This is a genomic window from Geofilum rubicundum JCM 15548 (assembly GCF_000974365.1).
Classification (GTDB): domain Bacteria; phylum Bacteroidota; class Bacteroidia; order Bacteroidales; family Marinilabiliaceae; genus Geofilum; species Geofilum rubicundum.
Genome location: NZ_BAZW01000001.1, coordinates 325,990 through 337,447 on the forward strand (window position 1 = coordinate 325,990; position 11,458 = coordinate 337,447).

12 protein-coding genes are annotated in these 11,458 nt (G+C 46.2%); 4 read left to right on the top strand and 8 right to left on the bottom strand.

Annotated elements, in window-relative coordinates:
• Nucleotides 1-89 precede the first annotated feature (89 nt).
• The 3 genes from JCM15548_RS01325 to JCM15548_RS01335 form a co-directional block, all read right to left on the bottom strand.
• Nucleotides 90-962: a Cbp1 family collagen-binding glycoprotein adhesin gene (locus tag JCM15548_RS01325; protein ID WP_227625303.1), complete on the bottom strand. Its 873-nt coding sequence runs from the start codon at nt 960-962 to the stop codon at nt 90-92.
• Nucleotides 963-1,049: 87 nt separating this feature from the next.
• A complete protein-coding gene (gene rsmI, locus JCM15548_RS01330) occupies nt 1,050-1,727 on the bottom strand; it encodes a 16S rRNA (cytidine(1402)-2'-O)-methyltransferase (protein WP_062122085.1) in 678 nt (225 codons plus the stop codon).
• A gap of 9 nt (nt 1,728-1,736) precedes the next feature.
• Complete coding sequence (locus tag JCM15548_RS01335; RefSeq protein ID WP_062122086.1) at nt 1,737-2,456, bottom strand: DUF8457 domain-containing protein; 720 nt, start codon at nt 2,454-2,456, stop codon at nt 1,737-1,739.
• Between the two features lie 109 nt (nt 2,457-2,565).
• Here JCM15548_RS01335 and JCM15548_RS01340 point away from each other — a divergent pair, with 109 nt between their 5' ends.
• Together JCM15548_RS01340 and JCM15548_RS01345 are read left to right on the top strand one after the other, a co-directional pair.
• Nucleotides 2,566-3,159: a thymidine kinase gene (locus tag JCM15548_RS01340; RefSeq protein WP_062122087.1), complete on the top strand. Its 594-nt coding sequence runs from the start codon at nt 2,566-2,568 to the stop codon at nt 3,157-3,159.
• A 24-nt stretch (nt 3,160-3,183) separates the two neighbouring features.
• Nucleotides 3,184-5,640 (top strand): bifunctional UDP-N-acetylmuramoyl-tripeptide:D-alanyl-D-alanine ligase/alanine racemase, encoded by a 2,457-nt coding sequence (locus JCM15548_RS01345; protein ID WP_062122088.1) that lies wholly within the window; start codon nt 3,184-3,186, stop codon nt 5,638-5,640.
• Nucleotides 5,641-5,686: 46 nt separating this feature from the next.
• On the opposite strand, the gene JCM15548_RS01350 is transcribed toward JCM15548_RS01345, so the two are convergent.
• Nucleotides 5,687-6,394, bottom strand: a complete 708-nt coding sequence (locus JCM15548_RS01350; RefSeq protein ID WP_062122089.1) for a Crp/Fnr family transcriptional regulator — start codon at nt 6,392-6,394, stop codon at nt 5,687-5,689.
• Between the two features lie 75 nt (nt 6,395-6,469).
• Nucleotides 6,470-7,105 (bottom strand): porin family protein, encoded by a 636-nt coding sequence (locus JCM15548_RS01355; protein ID WP_062122090.1) that lies wholly within the window; start codon nt 7,103-7,105, stop codon nt 6,470-6,472.
• Between the two features lie 192 nt (nt 7,106-7,297).
• On the opposite strand from JCM15548_RS01355, the gene gldB reads away from it, so the two are divergent.
• Together gldB and JCM15548_RS01365 are read left to right on the top strand one after the other, a co-directional pair.
• Nucleotides 7,298-8,305, top strand: a complete 1,008-nt coding sequence (gene gldB / locus JCM15548_RS01360) for a gliding motility lipoprotein GldB (protein WP_062122112.1) — start codon at nt 7,298-7,300, stop codon at nt 8,303-8,305.
• Between the two features lie 49 nt (nt 8,306-8,354).
• Entirely contained in the window at nt 8,355-8,927 is a 573-nt protein-coding gene (locus tag JCM15548_RS01365; RefSeq protein WP_162198157.1) for a 5-formyltetrahydrofolate cyclo-ligase, read from the top strand.
• 38 nt (nt 8,928-8,965) lie between these two features.
• Here the strand turns inward: JCM15548_RS01365 and fdxA are convergent, their stop codons facing one another.
• The 3 genes from fdxA to JCM15548_RS01380 all read right to left on the bottom strand — a co-directional run.
• Complete coding sequence (fdxA, locus tag JCM15548_RS01370; protein ID WP_062122092.1) at nt 8,966-9,133, bottom strand: 4Fe-4S ferredoxin; 168 nt, start codon at nt 9,131-9,133, stop codon at nt 8,966-8,968.
• Between the two features lie 140 nt (nt 9,134-9,273).
• A complete protein-coding gene (locus tag JCM15548_RS01375) occupies nt 9,274-10,467 on the bottom strand; it encodes a M20 metallopeptidase family protein (protein ID WP_062122093.1) in 1,194 nt (397 codons plus the stop codon).
• Nucleotides 10,468-10,595: 128 nt separating this feature from the next.
• Nucleotides 10,596-11,458, bottom strand: an 863-nt coding sequence (locus JCM15548_RS01380; protein WP_062122094.1) for a peroxiredoxin family protein, incomplete at its 5' end; no start/stop codon positions are given.

The window sequence follows — 11,458 nt, forward strand, 5'->3', positions numbered from 1 at the left end:
CAAAAATTCTTTAGGATAAGGTCTCTTTTTGGCCCTGTTTGACAAGAATTTTCGATGGTTCATTTTTAAGAGGTCGATGCCTGTAACGATTAGTTGGCCTGCACCACCAGGTATTTAGAGATGCTCCAGAACTGACGTTTGTCGGTGATCACCAATATCAGCATTTCGTCTTCCCCGGCAGTCAACTCATAAGAATCGGCAGGATGTGCGGTTAACACTTCTGCTTTGTCCGAATAAAGAGGGAATTCCTCTTTTTCGCGAATATCGATCTGGTTGAAGTATTGTTTGTCGAAATCCTCCTTCAGTACATGGGTGCTGCCAAAGAACAGGAATCCCTCACGGGTCAGTATGTTTTTTTCGCGCAATTCCCTGCGGGTGCCGATGGCAAACCAGGCTGTGTTGTACTCGTCGGTGGTCATGTCCAGCTGACTTCTGGTAGCTTCCGTTACCTTCCTGATGGAGTCAAGTTCGTAGTTCAGACCAAATAGTTCGTTGGATAGGTGGGTGATGTGCACATCCCGTTGTTCCAGCTGGTCCTGCAAGGCAATGATTTCTTCCGACTGGTTTTGCAGTTGCTGGTTGAGACCGGCCACTAACTTGCTCAACCTGGAATTGTCCACCCCGGAGTTTTTCATTTGGCTTTCGAGCTCCTTGATGCGATCCTTGTTTTGAACCATCAGATCGTAAATCAACTGAATGTCCTCATTGATTTGTTCGCCGGCCCGTCCTCTGGTGTCACCTGATTCGGCCTGCATCGAAATAATCTGTTCCTTCTCTTTAATGAGGCGGATGTTTTCTTCAATTTCCCCCATGGTTTCCACAAACTGGTTCAACTGAATTTCTTTTTGGGCTGTTTCCATTAAAAGAGAGTCGTTCATTTGACGCAACTCTGTTTTTGAGGGCCCCGGATTGCATTGCCATAATACCAATGGCAACAACAGTAAAAATGCTAAATTTTTCATTTTACCATGCATTTAAATTGTGACTTAATAATTAATTGAGATGGTCACTGAAATTGAAAATATGGGGTAAATTCAACTATTCCAAAGTTAGGAATCTTTTTTGCCTTCTACAACTAAAACAATTTCACCTTTAGGGGGATGTTCCGTGTACCAGGCGGCCAATTCTTCCACGGTGCCTCGCCTGATTTCCTCGTGCAGTTTGGTCAGTTCACGACAAACAGCCGCTTTTCTGTCTGAAGCAAAGAAGTCCACGCATTGTTGCAGGGTTTTGACCAGCCGGTGGGGTGATTCGTAAAAAATCATGGTTCTGGACTCTTCCTGAAGGGATAAGAATTTTTTCTGGCGTCCTTTTTTGGGGGGTAAAAAACCTTCAAAGCAAAAGCGATCGTTGGGCAGTCCGGCAGCAGCAATGGCAGGAATAAGGGCAGCGGCGCCGGGCAGGCATTCCACCGTAATGCCGGCTTCAATGCAATGGGCCACCAAAAGATAGCCGGGATCTGAAATGCCCGGTGTACCTGCATCGGTAACCATGGCTGCTGTTTCTCCTGCCTGGATCCGGGAAGTGACCCGCTCAACGGTGGCATGCTCGTTAAATTTGTGGTGCGAAACCATACGGGTTTCTATTTCAAAGTGCTTCAGAAGAAATCCGGTGGTTCGGGTGTCTTCCGCCAGTATAAAATCCGCTTCCCGCAACATTCGCAAGGCGCGCAGTGTGATGTCTTCGAGGTTCCCGATAGGTGTTGGAACCAATATTAATTTGCCCATAGTGGGGATTTATTGGTTGGCAAAGCGTCGCTTCAATAAAGCCATAAAACTGGTGACGGCTTCATTCTGAGGGTTCCAGTTGAAATTGGCAGAAATGAAGGCCGAAGCCGCCTCCATGTTGTTCAAACCATTGAGTTGATCAATGGTCTGGTTAAAGAGTTCAGTATTGCCGCCGAACAACTCACGCTGGAAAAAGAAACGGTCGTTGATGCCTATGGCTTTTCTTAAGTCATCGATGGGAGGGTGCGACTTAGAATGGACCGGCTCTTGTTTTTCTGCCAGCCTTTCGTTGAAGGAAGGCTTGTTCTTACCCAACAGTTCGCCAATGACGGTCGCGTTGTTGCTGTTTTTTGGCGTCACGGTAACGGCTGGTTCCAACGTTTTTTTCTCTGGTTCCCGGGGTTTGTCCGCGCTCGGTTCCGGGGTTTTCTCCACTACCACCTTTTCAGGTTCGGTAACAGTCGGTTTTTCTACGACTTCCTCTACGGATAACTCTGCTTCCGGCGGTTTTGCTGCTGGCTTTTCGGGGGTTACAGACGGTACGGGGACAACCGGAGTTTCTTTGATGGAGGCTAAAAGCTGGATTTCATCCAAAATGCCCTGTGTTTTGCTTTTGGACAATTGGATAAATACATCGGGGATTTGGCTTTTCCCTTTGAAAGTAGTAACCAGGGTTTCTAACTCTTTGATATCTTGTAGGATGATCGTAAGAAGTGCTTCCTTTTCCATAGTGACTTATTAACAACCTTTTTTCTTTACCTTTGCAAAGGTAGTGATTGAAATGTAACAATTCGGTCAAATTTATTATATTTTATTACGGGCTATAGGATCATGAAATATGTTTTTGGAAAATAGAATTGATAAGAATAAGCGACAGGGTTGGGTCGAAGTAATTGCCGGATCCATGTTCTCCGGAAAAACGGAAGAATTGTTGCGGCGGCTCAAGCGGGCGCGCATTGCTCAAATGAATGTGGAGATATTCAAACCGGTTGTTGATCAGCGTTACAGTGAACTGGAAGTCGTATCTCATGACGCCAACAGCATCCGATGTACCCCCGTAAACAGTTCCGGAAATATTTTGCTGCTGAGTGGCGGCAGTGATGTGGTAGGGATCGATGAGGCCCAGTTCTTTGATAATGGCTTGATAGAGGTCTGTAATACCTTGGCTTCGCAGGGGATTCGCGTGATTGTGGCCGGACTGGACATGGATTTTAAGGGGAAACCCTTCGGTCCCATGCCGGGCTTAATGGCCACGGCGGAATACGTTACCAAGGTACATGCCATATGCATGGAATGTGGTGATTTGGCGCAGTTTTCTTATCGTACCAAGATCAGTGATAAGCTGGTAGAGGTTGGCGCCTCAGAATCCTATCAGGCCGTTTGCCGCGGTTGTTATCAGTTACTGAAAAAACGGGATGGGTCAAAAGCATAAAGAATATTGAAAACTTTAGGGTTTATGTACACATTTAAGGAAATTGCCGAAGTTATTGGCGGAGATTTGGTGTCGGATGCCGACGGAAATGTGGATCGTCTGGTGTTTGATACCCGTTTGCTGGTGGGGACTTCCGGTTGTTTGTTTTTTGCCTTAAAGAGTGACCATAAAGATGGGCACCGCTATGTTTCAGCAGCCTATGAGAAAGGTATCCGGTTTTTTGTGGTACATACGGACTTTGAGGTGCCCCTAAAGCTGAAAAATGCCGGTTTTATAAAGGTGCCCGATACCCTGAAGGCCCTTCAGGAACTGGGGCGTTTTCATCGCTTGAAATTTCAATTGCCGGTCTTGGCCATAACCGGAAGTAATGGTAAAACCATTGTCAAGGAGTGGCTGAGTCAGGCCTTATCCTTTGCTGAGAAAATCACCCGTTCGCCACGCAGTTACAACAGTCAGATCGGAGTGCCTTTGAGTGTCTGGCAAATGGATGCACACACCACTTTAGGGATTTTTGAAGCCGGTATTAGTCAACCCGGTGAAATGGAGCGGCTTCGTGAAATTATCCAGCCAACACTGGGGCTTTTTACCAATCTGGGGTCGGCCCATCAACAACAATTCTCATCCCCGGAAATGAAGTTGGCTGAAAAATTGCGTCTTTTCCGGCATGTGGATCTCGTCTTTTATGGTCGGGATGATGCCTTGGTCCATGAGCAAATAACCACCACTTATCCACAAAAGGAGTTTTTGACATGGGGGAGGCATCCGGAGGCGGATCTGAATCTCATTGGTGAGGAAGGCAATGGGGAAAAGCATTTAACGATGAAATGGAAGGGAGAATTGTATCATTTCGACCTTCCTTTTGGAGATGCCATTTCTATAGAAAATGTGCTGCCCGTTATTTTGGTGATGTTTTTTAAAGGTTTTTCTGCTGAAGTCGTACAACGGCAAATTTCTCTTCTACAACCCGTGGCCATGCGTATGGAGCAAAAAGAAGGCGTCCATGGAACTTTGCTGATTAACGATAGTTACAATTCCGATATTACATCACTGGAAACCGCCTTGGGTTTTTTGGAGCAACAAGGAAGGAAAAATGGTCGTCTGCGGACCTTAATCTTGTCCGACATGTTTCAGACCGGTCTTGAGGCGGATGCCCTTTACCCTCATGTCGCTCAGCTGATAAGAGGAAAGGGTATTGATCGCTTTATTGGTGTGGGAGAGGTTTTACAGAAATATGCCGGCCATTTCAGAGAAAGCGATTTGTTTTTTAAAACCACGGAAGCGCTTTTAGAGGCTTTGCCGACCATGAATTTTCGTAACGATGCGATTTTGATTAAGGGAGCACGTGCTTTCAGGTTTGAGCGAATCGTCGGGAAGCTGGAACTGAAGCAACACAGCACCGTGCTCGAAATTGATCTGGATGCCCTGGCCAACAATTTGAATGTGTTCAGGCGGCGACTTAATCCGGGCGTTAAAACGCTGGCGATGGTCAAGGCTTTTGGTTATGGCAGTGGCCTCTTTGAAATAGCAGGCGCCTTGCAGCATCAAAAAATCGACTATTTGGGAGTGGCCTTTGCCGACGAGGGGGTCGAATTGCGACAGGCAGGGATTGCACTGCCCATTATCGTGATGAATCCGGAAGTGAAGAGTTTCGGACAAATGCTGGAATACCAGTTGGAGCCGGAGATTTATAGTTTCAGGATTCTGGAGGCCTATCACCGGATGGTACAAAAGGAAACAAATGAGCTACAACCCATTCATGTGAAACTGGACACAGGCATGCATCGTTTGGGTTTTATGGATGATGAGGTGACGGACCTGATGGATCGTTTAAAAGCGATGCCCGAACTCAAGGTGCAATCCGTGTTTTCCCATTTGGCCGGAAGCGATGAGGCGCAGCACGATGGCTTCACGCACGGGCAACTGGTTCAATTTGAGGCCGCCTGTAAGGTGATCCGGGACGGCCTGGATTATCCTTTCATGCGTCATGTTCTCAACTCCGGCGGCATCGAACGATTTCCTGAATACCAATTCGATATGGTGCGTCTGGGTATTGGTCTCTATGGGGTTAGCGCTGTAGGAGAACCGGATTTAAAGCATGTGACCACGCTTAAAACGTACGTGTCGCAGATAAAACAGGTGAAAGCGGGTGCCACCATTGGTTATGGCAGACGTGGCACGGTTCAGGAAGGCGGTCAGATTGCCGTTTTGCCCATTGGTTATGCCGATGGCCTCAATCGGCGCCTGAGCAATGGGGTGGGACAGATGTGGGTGGGGGACCGTTTGGTCCCCATCGTTGGAAATATCTGCATGGATATGTGTATGATAGATGTGACTGGATTGAGTGTGGCAGAAGGAGATGAAGTCATTGTTTTTGGAGAGGTCCCTTCTATCGTAGCCCTGGCTGATCAGTTGGACACCATTCCCTACGAAATACTGACCAGTATCAGTCGCCGGGTGAAGCGGATCTACTTTAAAGAATGAGGTTTCAATATCGGGGGGTGGGTTAATGAATGCTTGTGAAAATGGATTAACCCAGTTTGGAAATCCTTTCCAGGCTTTCTTCGTCCAGGATTCTAATCACCCGCCCTTCAACTTCAATCAATTTTTCTTTGGTGAAAGTGGTTAAGGTTCGAATGGCATTGGATGTGGTCATGTTGGAGAAGTTCGCCAGATCTTCCCGGGATAAATTAATATTAAGAGTGCCTTCCTCATCGTCGTAACCGTAGATATCTCTTAGTAGCATGAGACTTTCTGCCAGACGTCCCCGAATGTGTTTTTGGGTCAAGGAAACCGTTCTGAAACGGGTAAAACCCAACTCCGAGGCAAAAGATTTAATGATATTCATGCAAAGGCGGTTGTTCTTAAGCATGAGCTGCTCAATAACCTCCTTGCTGATATGAAAGATAATGCAGGGCTCAATAACGACTGCGGAAGCAATATGCGGCCCCCCGGCGAACAAAGCCCTATAGCCGATAAAGTCGGGCGCTTTGGCTAATCTTACAATTTGGTCCCGTCCACCAACACCTTCTGTAAATACTTTAACTTTACCTGATCCAAGGCACAGCAAACCGCTCGGATTTTCACCTTCCTGGTAAATAATCTGATTTTTTCTGTATTTAAGAACCGTATGATTTCTGTCCAGATAATCCCTCTCCTCGGCACTCAATACGCTGTAAACAATTGAAATGTCTTTTATGGTTGGTTCCGGGACTGTTGATTTTTTGTTTGTTGCCATATTATAGTCGTGTTCTAAAACACTGTTCTAAAACACCCAAAAATACAAAAAAAATGTGGCGCCAGCTAAGAAACACTAAAAAATAAAGCCGAACTCAAAGACCAGCCTGTTTAAAATGGCTTTGTCATCAAAATAGTCATGATCGGTGACATCCATGAATCCATTGTTGAAGAGTACGCCGATCATGAGCGCATTGCGGCCACCCAGGGAGTATTCAATGCCGCCTCCCAGGTGATAACCCAAATCAAAAAGCCGTACCTCCTCATTGATGCTTTTGCCGCCGCTGTTTTGCGCCTGAATGTTTATTTGAGGCGACAGACCAAAGCGACCGTATATATTGGTTCGGTGCATATCTTCTGATCGGAGCTTTAAGCCCAGAGGTATTTCAATGTATTTCAATTGGTAGGTTTGACTCATGGCAGAAAAAGTCTCCGTGCCATTGGTTGTCACTGAGGGGTAGGCCAGTTTTCCGCCCGTTGTATTGATGGTTAGTCCCGTTGAAAAGGCATAATTGTGGCTAAAAAAGCGGTCCATGATAATCCCGAAGTTGTAACCGAACTGGGAGCCCTTGTTGTCGACGTCGGTATGGTCTGATTTTACCCAGGAAATTTGAGGTGTTAGAACAAAAGAAAAACGGTAGTCGCCGGCACTCTGGGCCGTTAATAGTTGAGCGGATATGAAAAGGAGGATAAGCAGAGCTGTCTTTCTCATGTGTTGTTTTTTTTATATTAATTAGCTTGGATATTTACGCAGGCGTCAATCATCAAATATTGTTCCTGTCTTTTCTATCAGAACACAAACTTAGTGAAAACCGCCCGTTTTGCTTGCAAAAACGGTGCTATATTTCTAATATTGCTCTTTCAATCTATGTGGCAGGAAGCCACTCCATCAAATCAATCTCAGATGAAATTAGTTTTTGTATCATCCATTGTTACCCTTTTATTGATGACCATGGCTTGTTCGAGCGGATCAAAGGCCCCGGATGTGAGCCATGTGGATGTGGATTTTGAGTTGATTCCATTTTACGAAGACCTCTTTGCCATTCACCCGGATAGTTTTGCCGGGGAGGCCGAAGCCCTCAAAGCGAAGTATGGTCAGTACCTGGAAGCCTACAGCTTGGGGGTTATCGCTGCAGGGTCAACCGAGGATGAGGATTTTGTTGAGAATATGCAGTTTTTCCTGTCCTATGAGCCCAATCAGGAAGTCCTGGATACCTGTCGTTTGGTTTTTGGTGATACTGCCCCATTGGAAGAGGAACTGGAAAGTGCGTTCAAGTATTATCGCTACTATTTTCCCGAAGCGGAAGTCCCAGATGTTTATCTGCATATTTCCGGATTTAATCAATCGGTGGTGGTCGATTCCTCCTGGATATCGGTAAGTGTGGAAAAATACCTCGGTCGCGGCTGCCTGTTTTATGAATGGCTGTCCATTCCCGTTTATTTACGGCGAAGAATGTCGCCTGAAAAAGTTGTTCCGGATGTAATGATGGCTTTGGCCATGACCGAATTTGCCTACAACGATTCTGTGGATGATTTGCTCAATCAGATGATTTATGAAGGTCAATTGCGCTACTTTGTCAAACAATTGATACCGGACATTCCGGATACCACTCTGTTGGATTTTTCAACCGAACAAATGTCTTGGGTGGAGAACAATGAAGAACGCATGTGGTCCACCATTGTTGAAAACAAGCATTTGTTCTCGAACGATCGCATGACTTTGCAACGTTTTGTGGGCAAAAGTCCCTTTACCTATTATTTTGGGGAGGAGTCGCCAGGTGGAACCGGAATTTATTTGGGTTACCAAATTGTGAAAGCCTATATGGAGCGTCATCCTGAGACTCCTTTAGCGTCCTTAATGCAGATGAATGATGGCCACGCATTTTTTCGCTCGGCCCGCTATCAACCATAATTCATGGCGCGGGAGTTTGCCTGTAATTCCGTTTAATAGAATGAGAAAAATGGAGATGATCCAAAAAAAGAAAGCTTTACGAAAGCACATTACCTATTTGAAGAGCGTAGTCCCTTTGTTGCAAATGCAGGAGGAAAGCCGGCACGTGGTGGCAGCCATTGAGGCCTTGGCGGTTTTTAAGCAGGCCCGAACGGTGCTGGCTTATTGGCCCATGTTTAAAGAATTGGATTTAAGTAGTTTGCTGAATAAGTGGCAAGCTGAAAAAGTGTTTTTGCTGCCGGTGGTGCAGGGCGATTCGCTCGAAATTCGTCGCTTTCAGGGAGAAACATCATTGGCGCCGGGGCCGTCTTTTGGAATCATGGAGCCAGTTGGCCCTGCTTTTAATGCCTTTGGGGATATTGATTTGGTGCTTGTGCCCGGTGTGGCTTTTGATGAGGAGGGCCGTCGCATTGGGCATGGCAAAGCCTATTACGACCGACTCTTGCCGCAATTGACCAAGGCCTTTAAGATCGGCGTTGGTTTCTCTTTTCAGTTGGTTGAGGATGTGCCTTCAGAGGCACATGATGTAAGGCTGGATTTGGTGGTGGTGCCACCAATGAAACCAAAGGATATCGGAAAATAAAAAACCCGTCTGTTGGGACGGGTTTTTTATTTTTTCGCTTATGCGGGATGGATGGCCTCTGTGGGGCAAACATCTGCACATGCACCACAGTCGGTACAAGCCTCGGCGTCAATCACATAAATATCACCTTCGCTGATGGCGTCAACCGGACACTCGTCGATGCAAGATCCGCATGCAATGCAATCATCATTAATTACGTATGCCATTTTCTTTTAGTTTTTAGTAATTCGATTGGACAAAATTATAGGGATTTTTTATTTAAAAAAATCATTTGCGGTTATTTTGAGCAATTTGTAAGGGTTTTAAATTATATAAGGGATCAATAGTTGTTCTATTTGTCAATTAATCAGGGTTGTAGCATGTTGAGGGCCACCCATGTCATTAATCCGCAGGAAGTTTCCAACGATTTCTCGTTGAGATTGAAACGGGGCGTGTGCAATGCCCCGGTTTCTCCATCGTTTTGGCGCACGCCAAAACGGTAAAAGGTCGCCGGGAATTCCTGACTGTAAAATCCAAAGTCTTCTGCCGTCATCCTGGTTTCCATGGTTTCGACATGTGCCTTGCCCAGATATTCGGTGGCCAGTTCCTGTGCCCTGGCAGTTACCTCCTCATTGTTGAGAACCATGGGATAACCGTCCTTGATATCCACTTCGGCCCTGCATCCATAAGTCGCTGCAGTGGTCTCAGCTATGTGCCGGATCTTATCTTTGATCCTACTGCGCCAATCTTCATTCATGGTCCGTAAAGTGCCGGCAATGGCTACTTCTTCGGGGATAATGTTGGTGGCTCCCTTTCCCTCGATGTGACCGAAAGAAAGAACGGTGGGGATGTTGGCAGGGACAATTCTGCTCACAATTTGCTGCAAATTGACAATGACCTGCGAGGCTGCCAGGATGGTATCATTGAGTGTATGGGGCATGGCGGCGTGTCCACCCTTCCCGTTCACGGTTATATAGACTTCATCTCCTGAGGCCATGTACATGCCTTTTTTAAAACCCACGTTACCGCTGGCCATTTCGGGCAGGACGTGCTGACCAATGATGAGATCCGGTCGGGGATGATTCAGGGCGCCTTCTTTCAGAATGAGTGATGCACCTCCTGGAAATTTTTCTTCGCCGGGTTGAAATATTAAAAGGATGGTGCCTCCCCATTGCTTTTTTAGGCGGTTCAGAATGATTCCTGTACCCAGGAGGGACGCAGAATGGGCGTCGTGCCCACAAGCATGCATGACCCCGTTGTTTTGAGAGGCAAAGGGCAGTCCGGTCGCCTCCCTTATGGGCAGTGCGTCCATGTCGGCCCGCAGAGCAATCGTTCTGCCTGTCCCCCTTTCTCCCTGGATGGTAGCAATGATGCCTGTCCCGGCAATGCCCTCTCTGATAGGAATGTCATGATTACGGAGGATTTGGGAAATATACCTGGCTGTTTCATTTTCTTCAAAGGACAATTCCGGATTTTGGTGAAGCTGCCGTCTGTAAGTAAGCAGGTCCTTATAGATTTCTTGTGTTAATTTTTGGATGGTTTCCCTATCAATGTTATGCATAAGGCTTATTTAAGTTTTTACAAAAATACACAGATGATTTTCTTTATAAAAGCAATTGGGCATTTATAAAAAAGAGGCTGTCTTTTCAGACAGCCTCTTTTTTATAAAAAGTTGATAAAGTGGGCTATTTATTGTAGAAGATCTTCCAGAACCGTGATGAGTTCTTCACCTCTTATCTGCTTTTGCATGATCTTACCATCTTTGTCCAACAACCAGGTGTTGGGAATACTTTGTACCCCGTAAGTCTGGGCCACAGTGCCCGCAGAGTCGCGCAGAAGCGTCCAGTTTAGTTCATCCTCTGCCACAGCCTGTTGCCATGCTTCGGCCGTTTGATCCAAAGATACACTCACGATTTCGAAGTTCTCTCCACCAAAGCGATCGTAAGCTCTTTTAAGAATGGGATTTTCTTCGCGACAGGGACGACACCATGCTGCCCAAAAATCAACAAATACATATTTTCCTTTAAAATCGTCGAGACTGACCTCACTTCCCTCCATGTTGGGCAGCGTAAACAAGGGGGCTTCATTGCCCACATTAAGGGCTGCTTCAGCTTCTTTTTGGGCTTTTATGGGCTCCATCATTTCCTTCAGTTGAACAACGTAAGGATGTGTGCTGAGATTGGCTTCAAGGTTGGTGGTTATTTCTTCCAGTTCTTCAAATTCAAGCGATTGGGCCATGTTCAGGGCCAAAAAGGCACCGACCACATTATCGCTGTTTTCCTTTACAAAATTGCGATAATAAGCCTGTTGCTCCTCAATAATGGTTTCCATATCGGCCATGATGCTTTCCATGGTCGCCTGGTCGCCTTGACTCTGAGCTGCAAAGAACTCCTCACGCATTTTTTCGACCTGTTCCATGTGGGGAACTTCTTCGTTGAAGGACGCAAATAAAGTACTTAGCTCAGATCCTTTAACCTCGGCATCATCCATGCTTTCGGTATTGGCTGTGATCGTTGTATTCGTGTTTTCAAGAAAAAAGGCAATGGGGGTGC

Excerpts from the sequence above, each read along its gene's own strand:
- JCM15548_RS01335 (WP_062122086.1), bottom strand. The coding sequence starts at position 2,456 with ATGGAAAAGGAAGCACTTCTTACGATCATCCTACAAGATATCAAAGAG.
- rsmI (WP_062122085.1), bottom strand. The coding sequence starts at position 1,727 with ATGGGCAAATTAATATTGGTTCCAACACCTATCGGGAACCTCGAAGAC.
- JCM15548_RS01365 (WP_162198157.1), top strand. The coding sequence starts at position 8,355 with ATGGAGATGATCCAAAAAAAGAAAGCTTTACGAAAGCACATTACCTAT.
- fdxA (WP_062122092.1), bottom strand. The coding sequence starts at position 9,133 with ATGGCATACGTAATTAATGATGATTGCATTGCATGCGGATCTTGCATC.
- JCM15548_RS01345 (WP_062122088.1), top strand. The coding sequence starts at position 3,184 with ATGTACACATTTAAGGAAATTGCCGAAGTTATTGGCGGAGATTTGGTG.
- JCM15548_RS01350 (WP_062122089.1), bottom strand. The coding sequence starts at position 6,394 with ATGGCAACAAACAAAAAATCAACAGTCCCGGAACCAACCATAAAAGAC.
- gldB (WP_062122112.1), top strand. The coding sequence starts at position 7,298 with ATGAAATTAGTTTTTGTATCATCCATTGTTACCCTTTTATTGATGACC.
- JCM15548_RS01340 (WP_062122087.1), top strand. The coding sequence starts at position 2,566 with ATGTTTTTGGAAAATAGAATTGATAAGAATAAGCGACAGGGTTGGGTC.
- JCM15548_RS01355 (WP_062122090.1), bottom strand. The coding sequence starts at position 7,105 with ATGAGAAAGACAGCTCTGCTTATCCTCCTTTTCATATCCGCTCAACTA.
- JCM15548_RS01375 (WP_062122093.1), bottom strand. The coding sequence starts at position 10,467 with ATGCATAACATTGATAGGGAAACCATCCAAAAATTAACACAAGAAATC.
- JCM15548_RS01325 (WP_227625303.1), bottom strand. The coding sequence starts at position 962 with ATGAAAAATTTAGCATTTTTACTGTTGTTGCCATTGGTATTATGGCAA.